Origin of the sequence: Streptomyces sp. NPDC012827, assembly GCF_042900905.1 — a bacterium.
GTDB classification, from domain to species: Bacteria; Actinomycetota; Actinomycetes; order Streptomycetales; family Streptomycetaceae; genus Streptomyces; species Streptomyces gulbargensis.
Genome location: NZ_JBIBBY010000007.1, coordinates 1 through 21,793 on the forward strand (window position 1 = coordinate 1; position 21,793 = coordinate 21,793).

Sequence of the window (21,793 nt, forward strand, 5' to 3'; positions counted from 1 at the left end):
CGCCAGGGCGACGAGCACGCTGTACGTCAGCGTGACGCCGCCGGGCAGTTCGAGGGTGCCCGTGGCGAAGGTACGGAAGGACGTGTCGGTGATGGACACCGATTCCACGCTGATGAGGAAGCACAGGCCCCGGGCCAGGAACATCCCGGCCAGGGTGACGATGAACGGCTGCACGTCGAAGTGATGGATGACCAGGCCCATCAGCAGGCCGAGCCCGGTTCCGACCACGAGGACGGCGAGGATGGACAGCAGCGGTGGCCAGCCCGCTTCGAGTGTGGCCGCGGCGATCATGGTCGACAGTGCCGCGACCGCGCCCACGGACAGGTCGATCCCTCCGGTGAGGATGACGAAGGTCATTCCCACGGCGAGCACGATGAGGAAGGCGTTGTCGATGAAGAGGTTGGCCACGACCTGGCCGGAGGCGAAGTCCTGGTAACGGACGGAGCCGATGCCGAAGGTCACGACGAAGACCACGAGGGTCGCGACGACGGGCAGGAAGCGCTGGGGAAGACGCAGGCGTGCGGAGGCCAGGGTCGGCGTACTCATCCGGCGGCCACCTTCCGGGATCGAGGGGCGGGGGTGGGGGACTTGCGCCGGCCGCTGACGGCCCGCGCCACGCGCGGCGACTGCAGCAGGCATACGGTGATCACCACGACCGCCTTGAACAGCAGGGTGATGTTGGTCGGCACGCCGATGGTGTAGACGGTGGTGGTCAGGGTCTGGATCACGAGCGCGCCGACGAGCGTGCCGGCGAGGGAGTAGCGGCCGCCGGCGAGGGAGGTGCCGCCGATCACCACCGCCAGGATGGCGTCCATCTCGATCCACAGACCCGCGTTGTTCGCGTCGGCGGCGCTGACGTTGGAGCTGATCATCAGTCCGGCCACGCCCGCGCAGAGCGCGGCGAAGACGTAGACGGTCCAGGTGATCGTGCGTGAGCGGACCCCTGCGAGTTTGCTGGCCTCGGGGTTGACTCCCACTGCCTCGATCAGCATGCCGAGGGCGGTACGGCGGGTCAGCAGGGCGACCGCGAGGAGGACCGCGAGGCTGATCAGGATGGCGATCGGCAGGATGAGGAATCCGGCGCCGATCTGCCGGTAGGTCGGGTTGCTGATGGTGACGATCTGGCCTTCGGTGAGCAGCATCGCGCCGCCGCGTCCGGCCGTCATCAGGACGAGGGTCGCGATGATCGGCTGGATCCCCAGCACGGAGACGAGGAAGCCGTTCCACAGTCCGAGCAGGACGCACACGCCGAGGGCCAGCAGGACCGCTGTCGGGGCGTCCCCGCCGTCGGCGATCCACGTACAGCCGATCGCGCCGGCGATCGCGGCGACCGCGCCCACGGACAGGTCGATGCCCCGGGTGGCGATCACCAGGGTCATGCCCACGGCGATGAGCAGCGTCGGTGCGCCGTTGCGGAGGATGTCGACGAGGCTGCCGTACAGGTGTCCGTCCTGGACGCGCAGTTCCAGGAACGACGGGGTGAAGACGACGTTGAGCACGATGAGGCCGGCCAGCGCGATCAGGGGCCAGAGCAGACGTCCGCGTATCACGAGGCCACCGCCGCGCTGCTGTGGGCGTCCGCGGCGATGGCCGTCATCACGGAGTCCACGGAGATCTCGGCACCGGACAGTTCGGCCACCTTGTGCCGGTCACGCAGGACGACGACCCGGTCGGACACGCGTACCACCTCCTCCAGTTCGGCGGAGATGAACAGCACCGCCATGCCCTCGGCCGCCAGTTCGGCGACCACCTTCTGGATCTGCGCCTTGGCGCCGACGTCGATGCCGCGCGTGGGCTCGTCGAGAACGAGGAGCCTGGGCCGGGTCACGAGCCAACGGGCCAGCAGGACCTTCTGCTGGTTACCGCCCGACAGGTTGCCCATCACGGCGTCCGGATCGGCCGGCCGGATGTCCAGCCGTTCGATGTACTCGGCCACCATCGCCTCGGCGGTGCGGCGGGCCACCGGTCGTGCCCAGCCCCGTGCCGCCTGCGTGGCGAGGATCAGGTTGTCGCGGACACTGAGGTCCTCGACGACGCCCTCGGCCTTGCGGTCCTCCGAGCAGAAGGCGACGCCCTTGGCGATGAGCGACCGCGGTCCGCGGGACCGGATCGTTTCGCCGTCGACCATGAGGAGGCCCGTGTCCGGGCGGTCGGCGCCGGCCAGCAGCCTGGCGAGTTCCGTGCGCCCGGAGCCCAGCAGGCCGGCGAGGCCGACGACTTCTCCCTCGTGTATCTCGAGGTCGAAGGGTTCGATCGCGCCCGCCCGTCCGAGTCCCTGGGCGACCAGGACGGGGGCGCTTCGAGGCGTCCGTTCCCCGGAGCGGCGCTCGACCTCGTCGAGGAGGCCGGCCTCGCGGCCCAGCATGGCCGACACCAGGGCCATGCGGTCGAGGTGCTGGGGGAGGTACTCCCCCACGAGGCTGCCGTTGCGCAGCACCGTCATGCGGTCGGCGATCTCGTAGACCTGGTCGAGGAAGTGGGAGACGAACAGGATCGCCACGCCTTCGTCCCGTAGGACTCGCACGATGCGGAACAGTTCCTCGACCTCGTCGCTGTCGAGGCTGGAGGTCGGCTCGTCCAGCACCAGCACACTCGCGTCCACCACCAGTGCGCGGGTGATCGCCACCAGCTGCTGTACGGCGATGGAGTGGCTGCTCAGCACGGACCCCGGGTCGATGGAGAGGCCGATGCGAGCCATGAGTTCGGCGGCGCGGGCCCGCATGGCCCTTCCGTCGATGGCACCCAGTCTGCGCGGCTCGTGCCCGAGCAGGATGTTCTCGGCCACCGACAGGTTGGGGCAGAGGTTGACCTCCTGGTAGACGGTGCTGATCCCGGCGTTCCGTGCCTGGCCGGGAGCGGTGAACTCGACCGGCTCGCCCTTGAGGAGGATGGTCCCGGCCGTCGGCCGGTGGACCCCGGTGAGGGCCTTGATCAGGGTGGACTTGCCAGCTCCGTTCTCGCCCATGAGCGCGTGCACTTCACCGGGAAACAGGCGGAAGTCGACGTCCGCGAGCGCCTTGACACCGGAGAACTCCACGGTGACACCGCGCATGTCGACGACCGGGTTGCCGCCGGTCGCTGAGGAATCGGTCATGACCAGTGCTTTCGTCAGGAGAAGAAGAGCCCGCCACCGCGGCGTGATCGGCCCGTGATGGCGGGACAGCGGCTCGTGTCAGTACTTCCGGTCCTTGAGGACCTTCTTCGCCTGCTCCGTCGTGAAGGTGGTCTCCTCGGTGACCACGCGCTCGGGGACGCTCTCGCCCTTCACGACCTTCTTGGCGAGGTCCATCAGCTGGTCGCCGAGGAGGGGGTTGCACTCGACGATGTAGTTGATCTCGCCGTCCGCCAGCGCCTGCATGCCGGCCTTGACCGCGTCCACGGTGATGATCTTGATGTCGGTGCCGGGCTTCTTACCGGCCGCCTTGATCGCCTCGATGGCGCCCAGGCCCATGTCGTCGTTGTGGGCGTACACCACGTCGATGTCCGGGTGGGAGCGCAGGAGCGCCTCCATGACCTGCTTGCCGCCCGCCCGCGTGAAGTCGCCGCTCTGCGAGGCCACGATCTTGATGTCGGGCTTCTGCGCGATGGCCTCCTTGAAGCCCTTCTGCCGGTCGATGGCCGGCGCGGCCCCGGTGGTGCCCTGCAGCTCCGCCACGTTGACCGGGCCGCTCGCCGTCCCGGCCAGCCACTTGCCCGCCTTGCGTCCCTCCTCGACGAAGTCGGAGCCGAGGAACGTCTTGTACAGCGAGGTGTCCGTGGAGTCGATCGCGCGGTCGGTGAGGATCACCGGGATCTTGGCACGCTTGGCTTCCAGCAGGACCGCGTCCCAGCCCGTCTCCACGACGGGACTGAAGGCGATCACGTCGACCTTCTGCTGGATGTACGACCGGATGGCCTTGATCTGGTTCTCCTGCTTCTGCTGCGCGTCGGAGAACTTCAGCTCGATGCCTGCGGTCTCAGCGGACTCGCGCACCGACTTGGTGTTGGCGGTGCGCCAGCCGCTCTCGGCGCCCACCTGGGCGAAGCCCATGACGATCTTGTCGCCGGCGGCCCCCTTGGAGCCGCCCGCGCTGCCGTCACCGGCCCCGCAGGCCGTCAGTGTGGCCAGCGCGAGGGCGCAACCCATCGTGGCAATCTTCTTGAACACAGCGTCGTCCTCCATGGTGAACCGTGCGGTGCTACCCAGCCGACCGGACGTGATCGGGGTCACGAGCGACAACAGTGAGCGTTAACATTTCTGCCGTCAAGCCCTTGTGAAACCACAATTAGGCATCGGTGGACACTGAAGGTCTTCTCAGTGTTAGCGCTCACTTCCGCTGGCGCTCGGGGTAGTATCTCCACGCTGGGGGCGGCCGTGCGGAGTGTGGCGGCGCCTCAGGACGCCTCGCCCGGGCGCGACAGCGGCGGGCACCCGAGTGAGGCTCCGGCGGGCTGCGGGCTTTACCGTTACAAGGGCACGGTTGACCGTTGCATGCGTATCTCTCGCGGTCCCGACGGGTGGTCGGGGCGGGGCGATCATGTCAGGAGGAAATGGCGTGGAGGACCCCACGGTGACGAGCACAGTGGCGCGAGAGCCGGCGATGACCGACGTCGCCCGGCTTGCCGGTGTGTCTCATCAGACGGTGTCCCGTGTGCTCAACAGCCACCCCAACGTGCGCGAGCAGACCCGGCTGCGGGTGCTGGCGGCGGTCAAGGAACTGGGCTACAGGCCCAACCGCGCGGCGCGCGCGCTGGTGACCGGACGGTCGCAGCTGATCGGCGTGATCGCCCAGAACTCCACTCTTTACGGCCCGTCCTCCTTGCTGGCCGCTTTCGAGATCTCGGCCGCCCTCCAGGGGTTCGCGGTCAGCGTGCACCGGGTGCACGAACTGGGACAGTCCTCGATCACCGCCGCCGTCGAGCGGCACCGCGACGAGCGTGTCGCCGGCATCGTCGCCATCGCTCCGACGGCCTCGGCGAACGAGGCGCTGGCCGAGGTTCCCGCCGAGGTACCCCTGGTGACCATCGACGGTGATCCCGAACGGCACGCGCCGATGGTGTCCGTGGACCAGGAGGAGGGCGCGTACCAGGCGACCCGGCATCTGCTGGAGGCCGGCCACGAGACGGTGTGGCACATCTCCGGCCCGCCGGACTGGTTCGACGCCGCGGGCCGGATCCGCGGTTGGCGCAGGGCACTGCACGAGGCGGGCGCGGAGGTCCCCCCGATCAGCACGGGGGACTGGACCGCGGCTTCCGGATACCGTGCCGGCCAGATGCTGGCGCGCATGCCCGAGGTCACCGCGGTCTTCGCCGCCAACGACCATCAGGCCCTCGGCGCACTTCGCGCCATGACCGAGAGGGGGCGCTCCGTTCCGGAGGAGGTCAGCATCGTCGGGTTCGACGACGTGCCCGAGGCCCCCTACTACTCCCCTCCGCTGACGACGGTGCGCCAGGACTTCGCCGCGGTCGCCAATGCGACGCTCCACCTCCTGCTCCGCCTGATGAACGAAGGCTCCACCGGCGACACCCAGCTGGTCATCACGCCCGAACTCGTCCGCCGGGCGAGCGTGCAGTCACCCCCGGGCGGCTGACCGGCCCCACCTCGGGCCCGGCCGCCGGCCGCGGTCGGCCCCTGCCCGGTACGTCGGACTCGGGCGCCCGTTCACCGCGTACCGGCTGCCCGACGGCGACGCGTGAAGGCGGGAGCTCGGTTCCCCAGGAACTCGGGCTCCCGCCTTCACGGGGGTCAGCCCGCGCTTCGGGAGCTGACGGTACGACGGGTCGGTGCGGTCACGCGGCTCCGGGGTTGCCGTAGTACGCGTCCGGCCCGTGCTTGCGTGTGTAGTGGCGGTCCAGGACGTGCCGCGGGGGCTCGACCGTCCCCAGGGCGATGGTGTGGAGGGCCATCTCGGCCACCGCCTCGCAGATGATCGCGTGCTCCAGGGACGCGGTGGCGTCGGCGCCCCAGGTGAAGGGGCCGTGGTGGGCGACGAGGGCGCCGGGGACCTCCCTGGCCCGCGTGTCGTCCCGTTCCAGGAGGTCCACGATGACCTGGCCGGTGTTGTACTCGTAGTCCTGGGCGCACTGTTCGGGGGTGAGGGCCTCGGTGACGGGGACGGGACCGTTGAAGGTGTCCGCGTGGGTCGTGCCGAGCACCGGTATGGGACGCCGGGCCTGGGCGAAGGCGACGGCGTGGGTGGAGTGCGTGTGGGTCACGCCTCCGATGGAGGGAAAGGCCAGGTAGAGGCTGCGGTGCGTCTCCGTGTCGGTCGAGGGCCGCAGGTGGCCTTCCACCACGCTCCCGTCGGACAGGGAGACGACGACCAGGTCCTCCTCGGTCAGGACGTCGTAGGCCACGCCCGAGGGCTTGATGACGAAGACTCCGGCCTGCCGGTCCACGCCGCTCACGTTGCCCCAGGTGAGGGTGGCGAGGCCGGCACGGGGGATGCGGAGGTTCGCCTCCAGTACCTCTCGGCGCAGTTCCTTGGAAACGGCGGTGCTCACGGCGGGCTCCGTCCTGGTGCGGGGGGTGGCGGGGGTGCTCACAGGCTCTGGGCCAGACGGTGGTAGGCCTGGTTCCAGCGCAGCTCGCGCGTGAAGCGCCGGATGGTGGTGTCCTCGTCGATCACGACGAGTTCGGTCCGCAGCATCTCGGCGAGGTCGTCGAGCTCCTCACCGCCGAGGGCGGTGGTGAGGACGGTGTGGTGCGGCGCTCCGGCCGTGAGCCACGCCTCGGTCGAGGTCCGCAGGTCGGGGCGGGGGCGCCAGACGGCACGGGCGACGGGGAGCCGGGGCAGCGGCTCGGGCGGGGCGACGACGTCGATGCGGTTGGCCACGAGGCGGAACCGCTCTCCCATGTCGGCGAGGCCGACGACGACGGCCGGCCCCGGGTCCGCGTCGAAGACCAGACGGACCGGGTCCTCGCGTCCGCCGATGCCGAGCGGATGGATCTCGCAGCTGGGCGTCCCCGTCGTGAGGGAGGGGCAGACCTCGAGCATGTGGGCGCCGAGGATGAGCTCCTGGCCGGGCGTGAGGTCGTAGGTGTAGTCCTCCATGAAGGAGGTGCCGCCGGGCAGGCCGTGGGCCATCGCCTTCAGGGTGCGCAGCAGCGTGGCGGTCTTCCAGTCCCCTTCACCGCCGAAGCCGTAGCCGTCCGCCATCAGGCGCTGCACGGCGAGGCCGGGCAGCTGGCGCAGTCCCCCGAGGTCCTCGAAGTTGGTGGTGAAGGCGCGGAAACCGCCTTCCGTGAGGAAGGTCCGCAGGCCGGCTTCGATGCGGGCGGCGTAGCGCAGGGACGCGTGGCGCTCGCCGCCGGGCCGCAGCTCGGGGGCGAGGGCGTAGAGGTCCTGGTACTCCTTGACGAGCGCGGTGACGGTGTCCTCGGGAGCGGCGTCGACGGCCGCGACGAGGTCGTTGACGCCGTACGTGTTGACCGACACCCCGAACCGCAGCTGCGCCTCGACCTTGTCGCCTTCGGTGACGGCGACATCGCGCATGTTGTCGCCGAAACGGGCGAGCTTGAGGGTGGTCAGTTCGGAGCGGCCGACGGCGGCGCGGGCCCATCCCGCGATCCGGTCGACGACGTCGGGGGTGGAGACGTGGCCGGCCACGGTCTTGCGCGGGACGCCGAGACGGGTCTGGACGAAGCCGAACTCGCGGTCGCCGTGGGCGGCCTGGTTCAGGTTCATGAAGTCCATGTCGATGGTGGACCAGGGCAGTTGGCGGTTGGCCTGGGTGTGCAGGTGCAGCAGCGGCTTGCTCAGGGCGTCGAGGCCGGCGATCCACATCTTGGCCGGGGAGAAGGTGTGCATCCAGGCGATCAGGCCGATGCAGCGGTCGTCGGCGTTGGCCTCGAGGCAGACCGCCCGAATGGCGGCCGCGTCGGTGAGGACCGGCTTCCACACGAGGCGGACGGTCAGCTGCGGCCGGTCCGCCAGGGTGTCGCAGATGACACGTGACTGTTCGGCGACCTGAGCCAGGGTCTCGTCGCCGTAGAGGGCCTGGCTGCCGGTGAGAAACCAGATCTCGCGGTCGGGCTGGGCGAGCGTCATGTCGGATGTGCTCCTCGGAGGTGCGGGGGTGGAGAGCTCGGACCGGTGGTGCTGGGGTGGTCGCCCGGTCAGCTGCCGGCCGCGGTGCGTGCGGTGTTGCGGATGTGCCGGAGTCGGTGCAGGAGGAGGTCGGTGCCGGTGCCGAAGTGGTCGTGCAGGGCCCGGTACTCGTGGAACAGGGCGTCGTAGGCGTCCGCGCGTGCCGGGTCGGGCAGGTAGGCGTGGCGTCGGACGCTGCCCATGACGGCGGCGGCGGAGCGGATGTCGGGATGGGCGCCCGCGGCGACGGCCGCGTGGATGGCCGAGCCGAGCGCGGGTCCCTGCTCGGAGGTGCCCACCGAGACGGGGCGGCGCAGCACGTCGGCGTAGATCTGCATGAGCAGGGCGTTCTTCTTCAGCCCGCCGGTGACGATGAACTCCTCCACGGGGATCCCGCCGGCCTCGAAGGCCTCGACGATCATCCTGGTGCCGTAGGCCGTGGATTCCAGCAGGGCGCGGTAGACGTCCTCCGGGCGGGTGTCCAGGGTCAGCCCGGCGATGACTCCGGACAGGTGGTGGTCGACCAGGGTGGAACGGTTGCCGTTCATCCAGTCCAACGCCACCAGCCCGTGCGCGCCGACCGGCCGGCCGGCGGCCTTGCGGGTCAGGAGCTGGTGCAGGTCCTCGCCCGCCGCCTGCGCCTCGGCACGGTAGTGGTCCGGGACGCCCTGGCGCAGCCACCAGGCGAAGATGTCGCCGACCGCGCTCTGCCCGGCCTCGTAACCGTAGGCGCCCTGCACGATCCCGCCGTCGACGACCCCGCAGATCCCGGGGATCTCGGCGAGGGTGGCGCCGTTGAGGACGTGGCAGGTGGAGGTGCCCATGATGGCGAGCATCCGCCCGTTCTCCACAGCGCCCGCCGCCGGCGCCGCGACATGGGCGTCGACATTGCCGGCGGCGACCGCGATGCCCTCGGGCAGACCGGTCCACCGCGCGGCCCGCTCGCTCAACGACCCCACACGCGAACCCAGCGCGGAGAGGGGATGTTCCAGCCGCGTGGCCGCGAAGTCGGCGAAATCCGGGTGCAGCCCGCGCAGGAAATCCGGTGAGGGATAGGCGCCGTCCTGGTGAATGCCCTTGTAGCCGGCGGTGCAGGCGTTACGCGACTCGGCGCCCGTCAGCTGCCAGACGATCCAGTCGGCCGCCTCGATCCAGCGCGCGCACGCCGCGTAGACCGCCGGATCCTCCTCCAGGACCTGCAAAGCCTTCGCGTACTGCCACTCGGAGGAGATCTTCCCCCCGTACCGCCCGATCCACTTCTCCCCCCGGGCATGCGCCAGGGCGTTGATACGGTCCGCCTGATCCTGCGCCGCGTGGTGCTTCCACAACTTCGGCCACGCGTGCGGACGCCCCGCCCACTCCGGCAGCAGCGCGAGCGGCACCCCCTCCGCAGTGGTGGGCAGCACCGTGCACGCGGTGAAATCCGTCGCGATCCCGATCACTTGGGCGGGGTCCACCCCGGCCTCCGCCAGCGCCGCCGGAACAGCCCTGCGCAACACCTCGCGCCAGTCCTCAGGATGCTGCAGCGCCCAGTCCGGAGGCAGCACGGCCCCCGTGGACGGCAGACGCTCCTCGATGACCGCATGACGGTACGCGTGCACCGCCGAACCGAGCTCCGCACCGTCCCGGACCCTCACCACCACAGCACGCCCCGACAGCGTGCCGAAATCAACACCCACCGTGCACGCCTCAGCAGCACGACGATCGACAGGGCCCGAAGGAACACGTGTGGTCACGATGCGATCTCTCTCATCACCAGGGAAGGGGGCGACCGTTCACCCCCGCAGATTGTTAACGTTCACAATCGGATTCGGCAAGGCCTGCGTGCACTTTGGTCGGTCGCGCTCAGGGACCGGCGGCCGTTCACCCACCGGACACGGTCCGGGACATCACGCCCGGCGCGGCCGCGAGGGAAGGGCAGGGCGGCTCGGGATCCAGGCCGGAGAGGACCCGGCACCGCCTTGCACTCCGACGACGGACTCCGCGGCAGGGCCGGCCCCCCGGAGAGGACGGGCCGGCACTCCGGGCGTGCGGGCCCGCCCGGCGGCCGGAGCCGCGGGATGCCGGCCACCGCCCCGGCCGCCGCCCGGCCCGCGACGCCATGTCCCGCAGTCGGCCGCTCGTGAGTACGCAGCTCGGACAGTCGGAGCGTTGGACGCTGCACGTCCCGGGCGCGGGACGGCCGACCGCGGCCGCGGGGCATCGCACCCGCCGGAACGCGGGCACGCCCGGGTGCCCACCCGGTACTCGCCCAGGACGCGCGCCCGGCACGAACGCCATGCGGCGCCGGCACGTGCCGCGCTTCCCCGTGCGCGCGCCGGACGTCGCGCGGCGAAGACGCCCCGTGGCTCGCACCGCCTTCGCCTCACTTCCCCTGCTTACGGTTGGGTATCGATGCGAGAAAAAGAGAAGTGACTCTTGAACCAAGCTGATGCGAGCGCTAACAATCAGCTCGACCGAGGCTGCTGAATACCGGCCACCCAGCCGGGACAGGGTCGTCCGGCGGCGCGAGGACGAGCGCCGCCCTCCGGGCCCGTTCCGGGCAGAGCCGCACGCGACGACGGGATTGTCAGGTAACGCCCATGAAGAAGTTCCGATCCGTATCCGCCCTCCTGGCCGTGACCACAGGCTGCGCCTTGCTTCTGACCGCCTGCGGACAGAACAGCGAGGGCGGCAGCGAGGAGTCGAAGGGGAAGAAGGACCTGACCATCGGCATCGCCATGCCCACCAAGTCCTCCGAGAGGTGGATCGCCGACGGCCGGAACATGACCGCGAGCCTGGAGAAGGCCGGTTTCTCCACGACCCTGCAGTACGGCGAGGACGACCCCGACCAGCAGGTCGCCCAGATCGAGAACATGATCACCCAGGGCGTCGACGCCCTGGTCGTGGCCGCCATCAACGGTGAGGCGCTGTCCAACGTCCTGCAGCAGGCGGCGGACGCCGACATCCCGGTGATCTCCTACGACCGGCTCATCGTGGGCTCCCCCCACGTCGACTACTACGCCTCCTTCGACAACGAGAAGGTGGGCGAGCTCCAGGCCACGTACATCGTCGAGAAACTGGGACTGAAGTCCGGCTCCAAGAAGGGCCCCTTCAACATCGAGCTGTTCGCCGGGTCCAACGACGACAACAACACCAAGTACTTCTTCAACGGCGCCATGAAGGTGCTGAAGCCCTACCTCGACAAGAAGCAACTGGTCGTGCGCTCGCAGCAGACCCAGCTCAATCAGGTCACCACCCTGCGCTGGGACGGCGGGACGGCGCAGAAGCGGATGGACGACCTGCTGACGTCCTCGTACGCGACGGCCCGCGTCGACGCCGTCCTCTCCCCCTACGACGGGATCTCCATCGGCATCCTGTCCGCGCTGAAGTCCGACGACTACGGGAGCCCCGCCAAGCCGCTGCCGGTCGTCACCGGCCAGGACGCGGAGGTCGCGTCCGTGAAGTCGATCATCGCGGGCCAGCAGACGCAGACGGTGTACAAGGACACGCGGGCCCTCGCGCAGGTCGCCGCCGACATGGTGAGCGCCGTCCTCTCCGGCAAGAAGCCCGAGATCAACGACGACAGCACCTATCACAACGGCAAGAAGGTGGTCCCGGCCTTCCTGCTCGACCCGGTCAGCGTCGACAAGTCGAACTACCGGAAGGTCCTGGTCGACTCCGGCTACATCGACGCCGGCGAGCTGCGATGACCCCCGTGGCACCCCCCACCCCGGCGGCACCCGCCCCGGCCGAGGACGGTCCCGTCCTCGAGATGCGGTCCATCGTCAAGACCTTCCCCGGGGTCAGGGCGCTCTCCGACGTGACCCTCTCCGTGCGGCGCGGCGAGGTGCACGCCCTGTGCGGCGAGAACGGTGCCGGGAAGTCGACCCTGATGAAGGTCCTCTCCGGCGTCCACCCGCACGGGACGTACGAGGGCGAGATCCTCTTCGACGGCGAGCCGTGCCACTTCAAGGACATCAGGGCCAGCGAGCAGCGCGGCATCGTCATCATCCACCAGGAGCTCGCCCTCGTCCCCCACCTGTCGATCGCCGAGAACATCTTCCTCGGGAACGAACCCTCCCGGCGGGGCATCATCGACTGGCGCGAGGCGCTGCGCCGGGCCTCCGCCCTGCTCCGGCGCGTCGGGCTCGACGAGCACCCCGAGACCCGGGTCGCCGACATCGGCGTCGGCAAGCAGCAGCTGGTGGAGATCGCGAAGGCGCTGGCGAAGGACGTCCGGCTGCTGATCCTCGACGAGCCCACCGCGGCGCTCAACGACGAGGACAGTGCGAAGCTGCTGCGCCTGATGCGCGAGCTGCGGAGCCAGGGCATCACGTCGATCATCATCTCGCACAAGCTGAACGAGATCGCCGGGATCGCCGACTCCGTCACCATTCTGCGTGACGGGCGTTCCATCGAGACCCTCGACGTCAGGGATCCGGCCACCACCGAGGAACGCATCATCCGCGGCATGGTGGGGCGGGACCTCGACAGCCGCTTCCCCGACCGGACGCCGTACGGGGGCCCGGCCGACAACGCCCCTGTCCTGGAGATCCGGGACTGGACCGTGCGTCACCCGCTCGACCGCGGCCGCAAGGTCGTCGACGGGGTGTCGCTCCAGGTCCGCCGCGGCGAGATCGTCGGCGTCGCGGGGCTCATGGGCGCCGGCCGGACCGAACTCGCCATGAGCGTCTTCGGCCGTTCCTACGGCCGCTACGAGCGGGGCACCGTGCTCAAGGACGGCCGCGAGGTACGGACCCGTACGGTCCCCGAGGCGGTCGCCCACGGCATCGCGTACGTCACCGAGGACCGCAAGCACTACGGGCTCGACCTCGGGGACTCCGTCAGCCGGAACATCTCGCTCGCGTCCCTCGGCGCCCTCGCCCGCCGCGGCATCGTCGACGGGCACGAGGAACGCAAGGTGGCCGAAGAGTTCCGGCGGACCATGAACATCAAGGCTCCGCACGTCCTCGAACCGGTCGGCCGCCTCTCCGGCGGCAACCAGCAGAAGGTCGTCCTCAGCAAGTGGATCCTCGCCGGACCGGACGTCCTCGTCCTGGACGAACCCACGCGCGGCGTCGACGTCGGAGCCAAGTTCGAGATCTACACCGTGATCGACCGGCTCGCCGCCGAGGGCAAGGCGATCCTCCTCATCTCCTCCGAGCTGCCCGAGCTGCTCGGCATGTGCGACCGCATCTACACCATGGCCGCCGGACGGCTGACCGGTGAGGTCCCCCGTGCGGAAGCCACTCAGGAAGTGCTGATGCGGCACATGACACAGGACTCCCCCGCGTCACAGGCGGTCCCCGCAGACCCCGTTCCCAGTGAAGGACACCAGGCATGAGCACCGAAGCCGGCACGAAGACGACCGCCCCGGCGCCCCCGGGCAGCGGGTCCCCGTCCACCGGGACACCGGTGGCCCGGGTGCTCCTGGACGGCGTCCGACGGAACATGCGCCAGTACGGGATGCTCTTCGCGCTCGGCCTGATCGTGCTCCTGTTCCAGATCTGGACGGGCGGCGACCTCCTGCTGCCGCGCAACGTCTCCAACCTGGTGCTGCAGAACAGCTACATCCTCATCCTGGCCATCGGCATGATGATCGTCATCATCTCCGGTCACATCGATCTGTCGGTGGGTTCCCTGATGGCCCTGGTGGGCGGCATCGGGGCGGTGCTCATGGTCGAGCACCAGGTCTCCTGGCCCGTCGCGGTGCTCCTCACCCTGCTCCTGGGAGCGGTGGCCGGCGCGCTCCAGGGATATTTCATCGCGTACGTCGGCATACCGTCGTTCATCGTGACCCTCGCCGGCATGCTGCTGTTCCGGGGGCTCACGGAGATCTTCCTCAAGGGACAGACGCTCGGCCCCTTCCCCGACGGTCTGCAGAAGGTCGCCAACGGCTTCCTGCCGGAGGTGGGGCCGGAGACCAACTACCACAACCTGACCCTGCTTCTCGGCCTGGGACTGATCGCCTACGTGGTCTTCCAGGAGGTCCGGGACCGCCGCCGCCAGCGGGAGTTCGCCCTGGAGACGCTCCCCACGGGCCTGTTCGCGCTCAAGGTGACGGCGCTGGTCGCGGCCGTCCTGGTCACCACCCTGCTGCTCGCCAGCTACAAGGGCGCCCCCGTGGTCCTCCTGATCCTGGCCGTGCTGCTGGTCGGCTTCGGCTACGTGATGCGCAACGCGGTGATCGGCCGCCACGTGTACGCGATCGGCGGGAACCTGCCCGCCGCGAAGCTGTCCGGGGTCAAGGACAAGAAGGTCACCTTCGCGGTGTTCCTCAACATGGGCATGCTCGCGGCGCTCGCCGGACTCGTCTTCGCGGCCCGTTTCAACGCGGCCTCGCCGAAGGCCGGCGTGAACTTCGAACTCGAGGCCATCGCCGCCGCCTTCATCGGCGGGGCGTCCATGAGCGGCGGCGTCGGGACGGTCCTGGGGGCCATCATCGGCGGCCTGGTCCTCGGCGTGCTCAACAACGGCATGAACCTCGTCGGCGTGGGCACCGACTGGCAGCAGGTCATCAAGGGCCTCGTGCTGCTCGCGGCGGTCGGCTTCGACGTGTGGAACAAGCGGCGGGCGGGCGTCTGACGCCGCCCGGACATGGCTGTGCCCGCCGGTTCCTCGACCGGCGGGCACAGCCGTGTCGGCGCCTTGGCCACGCGGTCAGTCGCCGGTACGGAACCTCAGGACCGTCCTCGACCGGTACTCCTCCCCGGGGCGCAGCACCGGTGAGGGGTCACCGGGGCGGTTCGGGGAGTCGGGGAAGTGCTGGGTCTCCAGCGCGATGCCGGCGCCCGCCCGGTAGGGGGTACCGCTCTTGCCGACGACGGTTCCGTCGAACTGTCCGGCGGTGTAGACCTGGAGTCCGGGCTCCGTGGTCAGCACCTCCATGCGGCGGCCGGTGGCCGGTGCGTGGAGGACCGCGGCGCGGCGCGGCATCCCGCCGCCGTGCGGGCTCAGGACGAAGTTGTGGTCGTACCCGCCGGTCACGCCGGGGCGGTTCAGGGCCTCGGCGAGCCGGACCGGCCGGCGGAGGTCGAACGCGGTGCCGGGGACGGGCCGGTGGTCGCCCTGGGGAATGAGGTCCCCGTCGACGGGCGTGTAGTGGGTGGCGTCCACGGCCAGTTCGTGGCCGAGGATGTCGCCGGCGCCCTCGCCCTCGAGGTTGAAGTAGGCGTGGTTGGTCAGATTGACCAGGGTGGGTGCGTCGGTGACCGCCGCGTAGGTGAAGGCGAATTCGTCCTCGCGGCCGATGAGCATGCCGACGGTGACGTCCAGGTTTCCCGGGAACCCCTGGTCGCCGTCCGGGCTGCGGAGGTGCAGGAGCACGCCGGTCCACTCGGGGGTGTGCACGCTCTCGGCTTCCCAGAGCCGGATGTCGAAGCCGTCGGTGCCGCCGTGCAGGCAGTGGCCGTCCTCCTGCGTGGTCAGCCGGTACGGCCTCCCGTCCAGCGAGAACCGGCCTTCAGCGATGCGGTTGGCGTAGCGGCCGACGGTGGCGCCGAAGTACCGGGCGTCGGTGGCGGTCCGGGCCGGATCGCGGGGAGCGAGGACGACGTCCGCCGGGGTCCCGTGCCGGTCCGGCACCCACAGCCCGTGGAGGCGGGCGCCACGCGTGTGGACCTCCGCCGTGAGGCCGCCGGGAAAGCCGAAGACCCATCGGTGCCCCGAGTCCGGGTCGGGACGGCAGACGGGCGGGCCTCCGGCGAAGAGGGGCGGGGAAGAGGTCGTCGAGGTCGCTTCAGGATTACGCACGTCTCATTGTGAGCGCTCACTCAAGCTCTGCTCAAGAGGATGCCGCTTCCGAGTGAGATAAAAAGTGAGCGTTCACACACGCCTCAGGAGCGGTCACGCCGCCCGGGACGTCATGACGTCGGTTCACCGCGTGGACGAAGGACGGGCCTGCGGGCGGAAGAGGCCCGCAGGCCGTCGGGCCGGCCCGTTCACAGCACGCCGAGGGACCTCAGGGCGCGGTGCTGGGTGGGAGTCGGTTCGGTGGGCCAGTAGAGGTAGCAGACGCCTCCGGTGCCGGAGACCACTTTGCCGGTGGCGTTGTAGCGCTTGGTGCGCAGCCAGATGTTCTCCCATTCGCGGCGGCGGTAGACGCGGCGGACGGCCTCGTTGGTCGGGGAGGCGGGGTCGTTGGCGATCACGTCGCCGTCGGCGGTGAAGCCGATGACCGTCATCAGGTGGCCCGCGGTGCCGTAGCCGGCGCCGGTCAGTTCGTCCTTGCGGAACGACTGGGAGGTGATCGCCGGAATGCCGGCCCGGAGCAGCGTCTCCAGGTCGGCGAGCGAGGTCAGCCGGGTGACGACGGCGTTCATGTCGGGGTACGCGGCGGCGTAGGCGGCGTTGAAGGGCCAGTTGCCGCAACCCTGGTACTGGTGGTCGTAGGTGAAGCGGGCCGCGTGGCAGACCTGGGGGTCGGCGAAGGCGGGGTCGACCCAGGCGAGGTCCTCGGCGGTGGGGCGGCGGCCCCAGTACTCGATGATCATCTGGGAGGAGGTGGGGCTGCACCAGGCCTCACCGCCGTTGTCGTACTCGGGGTACTGGCCGATGTGGGTGTTCTGCGAGTAGCGGGGCACGATCAGCTCGCGCGCGAGGCCGGGGGCCGAGGCGGGGACGGTGAAGCGGTCCGGGATGTCGGAGGCCATGGCGCCGAGCCGCCACACCGTGGGGGTGAGGGAGGTACCGGGGGTGCGGTGGAGGGTGAGGCGCAGCCGGTAGGCGGTCAGGCGCAGGCCGCTCGCCGCGTCGTCGACGGCGAGGGTGTCGGTCCAGACGGAGCTGCGGCCGTCGGTCTGGTCGTCGACCGAGGTGCGCAGGATGTCCCCGTCGCCCGAGGCCCAGCGGCCGAGGACGTACCACGGGGTGGTGGTGGCGTCCGCGTAGGTGCCCTGGAGCTCGACCTGGAGCCAGGTGCCGTCGGGGGTGTGGGCGTTCCAGGAGGCGATGATCTCGGTGGCGGGCACGGAGGACGCGTGGAGCGGCGAGGTCCAGGTCGCGTACTCCCAGACGGTGGTGCGGCCGGTGTGCGGGTCGGTGTACTCGGTGCGCCCGGCGGGGAGGTCGAGGACGAGGGCGGGACGGCGGCCCGCGACGGCCTTCGTACCGGCGGCGGTGCCGCACCGCCAGTCCGTGTACGAGGACCAGAAACGGTTGTCCACGAGCCCGGGGGCGGAAGGGGCGGGCGCGGCGGGGAGCGGGAGGGGTGCGGGGGCGGCCGAGGCGGGGGCGGCGGCCGCGGCCGTTCCCGCGGCGGCGGCGGCGAGCGCCGCGGTGAGGACGGTTCTGCGCGGGGTGGAACTGGTCATGGGCGGTGACCCCCAGTCGAGAACGGTGTGAACGCACGGAGGTGAGGGCGTACGGGCGGGGCTGCGCGGCCCCACTATCCCGGCTCCCCGAGGGGCTCCGCCAGCACCCCGGCGCCCGCGTCGCCCACCAATATTGGTCTGCGCCACTGACGGGCCCACCTCGCCGACCTGCGCCGGGCGCCCCTCCCCTACCCTGGGCCCCATGAACGACCTCGACCGCGCGGCCCGCGCGCTGCTCCGGCTGCCGCCCTCCTGCGGACCGGTCCGGCTGGTCGCCGTCGACGGTCACGCGGGGTCGGGGAAGTCCACGCTCGCGAACCGGCTCGCCGGCGCGCTGGGGGGCGCGCCCGTCCTCCGCCTCGACGACCTCGCCACGCACGAGGAACTCTTCGCGTGGACCGGCCGGCTGCGCGAGCAGGTGCTGGACCCGCTCTCGCGCGGCGAGACCGCGCGCTATCACCCGTACGACTGGACTCTGCGGGTCTTCGGCCCGGCCCGCGCGCTGCCGCCCGCCCCCGTCGTGCTCATGGAGGGCGTCGGGTCCGGCCGGCGGCTCGTCCGGCCGTTCCTCGCGTGGCTGCTGTGGATGGAGCGCGGTCCCGAGGAGTCCTGGTCGCGGGGGCGACGCAGGGACGGAGCCGCGCAGGCCGCGTTCTGGGACGGCTGGACGGTGGCGGAGACTCGCCACTTCGCCGGGGATCCCTCGCGGCCCTTCGCCGACACCCTGGTCCGCGAGCGGCCGGAGGGATACGAGTGGCTTCCCGGGCCCGGTGTGACAGCGGGCCCGGACCAGATCATCACGTACCGTGACGGGGTCATGGCAGTGAACTGAGCGGCCGGAAGTCACCTTTCACAAGTGCCTCAACTCCGCTTGACCCCGGGGGTGTACAGGTCTTACGTTCTGAATGTGCGGCTTTTCGGAGCCGCCGCAGACACGAAGCCCCCGGTTGTTCCCCCGTGATCGGGGGCTTCGTTCTGCCCTCCGCCACGGGCCGTACGGCGCTCCGCGACCCCCGGCCCTCACCCAGGGTCACCGCTTCCGGATCATGCGCTTCTCCTTAATCGGGCACCCCCTGCGCAGGTACGATGCCCGCAGGTGCGGTCAAATCCCGTCCATGCGAAGACGGTTGTGGGGGACCCGATGGACATCGGCACACAGGGTTCACAGGCCCCGGCCGAACTCGCCTGGCTGCGTGGAGTCGACGCCTACACCATGGGCGCCTATCCGCAGGCCGAGGACGAGTTCCGGACGGCGGTCAGGATCGATCCCGGGATGGCGGACGCCTGGCTCGGGCTGCACGCGCTGCGCGTCGACACCACGACCGCGCTGCTGCGCATGTACCGCAGCCGCGACCGCTTCGGCGAACAGCGCGCCCGCCACCGCCGGACCCTCAACTCCTGGTACTGGCTGGGCTGGTGGGTCCAGCCGATCCTGGAGAGCCCGCGCGACCTGCTCCTCGCCCACGCCTCGCACTGGCTCGACGGCCGGCACGTGCCGGAACTCGACCGGGCGCTCGCCGGCCTTCCGCCGGTCGACACCGACCCGCAGGTCCGCTTCCTGCACGCCTGCCGTGCCTATCTCGTCAAGGACTGGGAGCAGCTGGTCCGTTACACCGAGACCCTCGTGGACGATCCGCTCCTCGGCATCGAGGCGGGGCTGTTCGGCGGGATGGCCCGGGTGCGTCTGGAGATGTACGGGCAGGCCGAACCCCTGCTGTCCGCCGCCCTGATGCGCTGCCGCAGCGAGCAGCCGCAGCGCAAGGAGCTCCGCTACTGGCTGGCCCGCGCGCACGAGGGCACCGGGCGCAGTGCCGCCGCCCTGCCCCTCTACCGGGCGGTGCACCGGGTCGACCCGGCGTTCATGGACACCGCGGCCCGGCTCGCCGCCATCGCCGAGTACGACGGCTTCGACGGCCTGGACGGCACGGAGGACCCGGTGGGGCTCGCGACGGTCGCCCTGGGCAGTACCGGGGGACTCGGCGGGCTCGGCCAGGAGGGGGTGGAGACCGCTCCGGGGCCGGAGGCCGAGGCGGGGAACGTGGGCGACGGACTGCGGCTCGCCCCCGATCCCGTACCACCGCCGCCGGCCGTCCCGGTGACGCCTCCCGACGTCGTACGGCACAAGGCGCCGCCGCGCTTTCCCGCCGGGCCCACGGACCCGGCCCTGCTGGCGGAGGCACTCGCCGAGCTGGAGGGCATGGTCGGTCTGGAACCGGTGAAACGGCAGGTCAAGGCGTTGTCTGCGCAGCTGGAGATGGCGCGGCTGCGGGCCGGGCAAGGGCTTCCGGTCCAGCCGCCGAAGCGCCACTTCGTCTTCTCCGGACCGTCGGGCACCGGCAAGACCACCGTGGCGCGGATCCTGGGGCGGGTCTTCTACGCGCTCGGGCTGCTCGGCGGTGACCACCTCGTGGAGGCGCAACGGGCCGATCTGGTGGGCGAGTTCCTCGGCCAGACCGCGGTCAAGGCCAACGAGCTGATCGACTCGGCGGTCGGCGGGGTGCTGTTCGTCGACGAGGCGTACGCGCTCTCCAACACCGGCTACAGCAAGGGCGACGCCTACGGGGACGAGGCCCTCCAGGTCCTGCTGAAGCGCGCCGAGGACAACCGCGACCACCTGGTCGTCATCCTCGCCGGCTACCCGGAGGGCATGGACCGGCTGCTGGCCACCAATCCCGGGCTGTCGTCCCGGTTCACGACCCGCGTCGACTTCCCGTCCTACCGTCCCCTGGAGCTCACCGCCATCGGCCAGGTCCTGGCCGCGGCCAACGGGGACGCCTGGGACGAGGAGGCGCTGGACGAACTGCGCTCCATCAGCGGGCACGTCGTCGAACAAGGCTGGATCGACGAACTGGGCAACGGCCGTTTCCTGCGCACCCTGTACGAGAAGTCCTGCGCCTACCGGGACCTGCGGCTCTCCGGATACGCGGGCACCCCGACCCGCCACGACCTGGCCACGCTGCGCCTCGCGGACCTGATGCAGGCCTACGGCGAGGTCCTCTCGGGCCGCGGCCCGGCCGACCGGGGGCCGCAGCAGGAGCCACCTTTCTAGGCGTCCTGCCGATGGCGCCGGATCGGACATGACAGAGTGGGCGGCGTGATCGAACCGGCGGAGAACCCGGAGCTGTGGGCGTTCCTCGGCTCCCTGCGGGAGGGACAGCTCCTCTCCGGGACGGTCGCCGCCATCGAGCCGTTCGGGGTCTTCGTCGCCCTGGACGAAGGGCCCCCGCATCCGCGCTTCCCCGGGGTCGGGTTCCTCACGCTGCCCGAGCTCTCCTGGCGGCGCCTGGACGAGGCGTCCCAGGCCGTTCGGGTGGGGCAGCGCGTCACCTGCGTGTTCCTGCGGTTCGACACGTGGAACGGGGAGGCCCGGCTGTCGCTCAGAGGCGCGCGGCCCGACCCCTTCCAGGCCTTCGCCGGACGCGTCGGGGTGGGGCAGGAGCTGACGGCGCGGGTCGTCGAGAGGCTGCCGTTCGGAATCCTCGTGGAGGTCGCCGACGGGATCGAGGGAGTGGTCCACGTGAGCGAACTGGCCCCCGACCGGCCCGATCCTGAGCGCGACTTCTCGGTGGGTGACGAGATCACGGTGGCCGTCACCGGGGTCGACCGGCAGCGCCGTACGGTGGCCCTGTCCCGGCGGCGGGCCGCGTCCTGACGGCCGTGCGGGTCCGCCACGCGGGGCCGGCGCATGCCGGATTCGGCCGAACTCCCCTGGCCGAGCACCCCTTTGGGCGGGCCGGGCGGCGATACTGACCGGGACAGGCGTCCCGCCCGCCGAGCCCGGCCGGGGGACGCCGGTGTGCCGTCGCCTCGGAGAGGAGCCGTTCATGACCACGGCGAAGGACCTGTTCATCATCGCCATGGAGGAAGGGTCGGAGCCGGCCGTGGGGCAGGGCGACCTGTCGCTCGCGCTCGCGGGGGCCGAGCTGATCGACCTGCTGGAGGCGGGGGCCGTCACGGTGGACGGTGACGTCGTCGTGCCGGGTGAGCCGGCGGTGCCCGGGGACCGGCTGCTCGCTCGGGCCGCGGAGGAGGTCACCCGCCAGCCGCCCCACGAGACGATCGAGGACTGGCTGTGGCGGCGGGGCCGTGACCTCGCGGCCGGCTACCAGGCCGCGCTGGAGGAGGACGGGGAGCTGACGCGGAAGCGCGGCGGCCGGCTGCCCTTCGGCCCGGAGCGCGTGGAACCGGTCGACGGCCCGGCCCGCCGCCGGGCCATGGACCGCTGGGCCGGGCGCGAGCCCGTCCTGACCGCGCTCGCCTCGGTCATCGGCATCGGCGACGAACCGTCCGGTGACCGGCCCGGCTTCGACGAGGAGGGCGTGACGGCCGTGGTGGCCGCCGTGCACGACGCGGTCATGGAACTGGAGGCCGTACGCCAGCGGCGGACCATCGAGAACGCGGCCTTCGCCAACCTCTGGCGCGGGGTCTGAG

Annotated in this window: 16 protein-coding genes and 1 pseudogene; 8 read left to right on the forward strand and 9 right to left on the reverse strand. The window is 70.9% G+C overall.

The features are described from left to right. The 4 genes and pseudogenes from ACFY60_RS16795 to ACFY60_RS16810 form a co-directional block, all read right to left on the reverse strand. Positions 1–546 (reverse strand): annotated as a pseudogene (locus ACFY60_RS16795) (sugar ABC transporter permease YjfF); the annotation flags it as partial. Further along, positions 543–1,550, reverse strand: a complete 1,008-nt coding sequence (locus tag ACFY60_RS16800; protein ID WP_388613010.1) for an ABC transporter permease — start codon at positions 1,548–1,550, stop codon at positions 543–545. The pseudogene ACFY60_RS16795 and the gene ACFY60_RS16800, both read right to left, overlap by 4 nt. Further along, positions 1,547–3,094: a sugar ABC transporter ATP-binding protein gene (locus ACFY60_RS16805; RefSeq protein WP_388613009.1), complete on the reverse strand. Its 1,548-nt coding sequence runs from the start codon at positions 3,092–3,094 to the stop codon at positions 1,547–1,549. Before ACFY60_RS16805 ends, ACFY60_RS16800 begins: the two co-directional genes overlap by 4 nt. 78 nt (positions 3,095–3,172) lie before the next feature. Further along, positions 3,173–4,126 (reverse strand): ABC transporter substrate-binding protein, encoded by a 954-nt coding sequence (locus tag ACFY60_RS16810; protein WP_388613026.1) that lies wholly within the window; start codon positions 4,124–4,126, stop codon positions 3,173–3,175. A gap of 391 nt (positions 4,127–4,517) precedes the next feature. Here ACFY60_RS16810 and ACFY60_RS16815 point away from each other — a divergent pair, with 391 nt between their 5' ends. Then, positions 4,518–5,570 (forward strand): LacI family DNA-binding transcriptional regulator, encoded by a 1,053-nt coding sequence (locus ACFY60_RS16815; RefSeq protein WP_388613007.1) that lies wholly within the window; start codon positions 4,518–4,520, stop codon positions 5,568–5,570. A 199-nt stretch (positions 5,571–5,769) separates the two neighbouring features. Here ACFY60_RS16815 and araD read toward each other — a convergent pair whose 3' ends face one another. The 3 genes from araD to araB all read right to left on the reverse strand — a co-directional run bounded on the left by araD (position 5,770) and on the right by araB (position 9,805). Continuing rightward, the gene (gene araD, locus ACFY60_RS16820) at positions 5,770–6,483 is read right to left on the reverse strand and encodes an L-ribulose-5-phosphate 4-epimerase AraD (RefSeq protein WP_388613006.1); all 714 of its coding nucleotides are present in this window, start codon (positions 6,481–6,483) and stop codon (positions 5,770–5,772) included. Positions 6,484–6,521: 38 nt separating this feature from the next. Continuing rightward, complete coding sequence (gene araA, locus ACFY60_RS16825) at positions 6,522–8,030, reverse strand: L-arabinose isomerase (protein WP_388613004.1); 1,509 nt, start codon at positions 8,028–8,030, stop codon at positions 6,522–6,524. A gap of 68 nt (positions 8,031–8,098) precedes the next feature. Beyond that, positions 8,099–9,805: a ribulokinase gene (gene araB, locus ACFY60_RS16830; protein ID WP_388613002.1), complete on the reverse strand. Its 1,707-nt coding sequence runs from the start codon at positions 9,803–9,805 to the stop codon at positions 8,099–8,101. Positions 9,806–10,651: 846 nt separating this feature from the next. Between araB and chvE the strand changes: the two genes are divergently transcribed. The 3 genes from chvE to mmsB are packed head-to-tail and all read left to right on the forward strand — an operon-like array spanning position 10,652 to position 14,636. Further along, complete coding sequence (gene chvE, locus ACFY60_RS16835; RefSeq protein WP_388613000.1) at positions 10,652–11,761, forward strand: multiple monosaccharide ABC transporter substrate-binding protein; 1,110 nt, start codon at positions 10,652–10,654, stop codon at positions 11,759–11,761. Further along, complete coding sequence (mmsA, locus tag ACFY60_RS16840; protein ID WP_388612999.1) at positions 11,758–13,395, forward strand: multiple monosaccharide ABC transporter ATP-binding protein; 1,638 nt, start codon at positions 11,758–11,760, stop codon at positions 13,393–13,395. The genes chvE and mmsA overlap by 4 nt, the downstream gene beginning before the upstream one ends. After that, entirely contained in the window at positions 13,392–14,636 is a 1,245-nt protein-coding gene (mmsB, locus tag ACFY60_RS16845; protein ID WP_309050886.1) for a multiple monosaccharide ABC transporter permease, read from the forward strand. The genes mmsA and mmsB overlap by 4 nt, the downstream gene beginning before the upstream one ends. A gap of 75 nt (positions 14,637–14,711) precedes the next feature. Here the strand turns inward: mmsB and ACFY60_RS16850 are convergent, their stop codons facing one another. Beyond that, positions 14,712–15,803 (reverse strand): aldose epimerase family protein, encoded by a 1,092-nt coding sequence (locus ACFY60_RS16850; RefSeq protein WP_388612997.1) that lies wholly within the window; start codon positions 15,801–15,803, stop codon positions 14,712–14,714. A 188-nt stretch (positions 15,804–15,991) separates the two neighbouring features. After that, positions 15,992–17,362, reverse strand: coding sequence for a peptidase C39 family protein (locus ACFY60_RS16855; protein ID WP_388612995.1), 1,371 nt, complete (start codon positions 17,360–17,362; stop codon positions 15,992–15,994). A 202-nt stretch (positions 17,363–17,564) separates the two neighbouring features. On the opposite strand from ACFY60_RS16855, the gene ACFY60_RS16860 reads away from it, so the two are divergent. The 4 genes from ACFY60_RS16860 (at position 17,565) to ACFY60_RS16875 (ending at position 21,792) form a co-directional block, all read left to right on the forward strand. Beyond that, the gene (locus ACFY60_RS16860) at positions 17,565–18,194 is read left to right on the forward strand and encodes a uridine kinase (protein WP_388612994.1); all 630 of its coding nucleotides are present in this window, start codon (positions 17,565–17,567) and stop codon (positions 18,192–18,194) included. Between the two features lie 309 nt (positions 18,195–18,503). Continuing rightward, entirely contained in the window at positions 18,504–20,411 is a 1,908-nt protein-coding gene (locus ACFY60_RS16865) for an AAA family ATPase (protein ID WP_388612992.1), read from the forward strand. A gap of 45 nt (positions 20,412–20,456) precedes the next feature. Next, the gene (locus tag ACFY60_RS16870; protein WP_388612991.1) at positions 20,457–21,014 is read left to right on the forward strand and encodes a S1 RNA-binding domain-containing protein; all 558 of its coding nucleotides are present in this window, start codon (positions 20,457–20,459) and stop codon (positions 21,012–21,014) included. Between the two features lie 172 nt (positions 21,015–21,186). After that, on the forward strand, positions 21,187–21,792 hold the full coding sequence (locus ACFY60_RS16875) for a GPP34 family phosphoprotein (RefSeq protein WP_388612990.1): 606 nt from the start codon (positions 21,187–21,189) through the stop codon (positions 21,790–21,792). Position 21,793: the final 1 nt, after the last annotated feature.

Bases quoted from the DNA above. Each gene is read 5' to 3' on its own strand.
- chvE (WP_388613000.1), top strand. From the start codon at position 10,652: ATGAAGAAGTTCCGATCCGTATCCGCCCTCCTGGCCGTGACCACAGGC.
- ACFY60_RS16865 (WP_388612992.1), top strand. From the start codon at position 18,504: ATGGACATCGGCACACAGGGTTCACAGGCCCCGGCCGAACTCGCCTGG.
- ACFY60_RS16855 (WP_388612995.1), bottom strand. From the start codon at position 17,362: ATGACCAGTTCCACCCCGCGCAGAACCGTCCTCACCGCGGCGCTCGCC.
- ACFY60_RS16860 (WP_388612994.1), top strand. From the start codon at position 17,565: ATGAACGACCTCGACCGCGCGGCCCGCGCGCTGCTCCGGCTGCCGCCC.
- ACFY60_RS16810 (WP_388613026.1), bottom strand. From the start codon at position 4,126: ATGGGTTGCGCCCTCGCGCTGGCCACACTGACGGCCTGCGGGGCCGGT.
- mmsA (WP_388612999.1), top strand. From the start codon at position 11,758: ATGACCCCCGTGGCACCCCCCACCCCGGCGGCACCCGCCCCGGCCGAG.
- ACFY60_RS16805 (WP_388613009.1), bottom strand. From the start codon at position 3,094: ATGACCGATTCCTCAGCGACCGGCGGCAACCCGGTCGTCGACATGCGC.
- araA (WP_388613004.1), bottom strand. From the start codon at position 8,030: ATGACGCTCGCCCAGCCCGACCGCGAGATCTGGTTTCTCACCGGCAGC.
- mmsB (WP_309050886.1), top strand. From the start codon at position 13,392: ATGAGCACCGAAGCCGGCACGAAGACGACCGCCCCGGCGCCCCCGGGC.
- ACFY60_RS16875 (WP_388612990.1), top strand. From the start codon at position 21,187: ATGACCACGGCGAAGGACCTGTTCATCATCGCCATGGAGGAAGGGTCG.
- ACFY60_RS16815 (WP_388613007.1), top strand. From the start codon at position 4,518: ATGTCAGGAGGAAATGGCGTGGAGGACCCCACGGTGACGAGCACAGTG.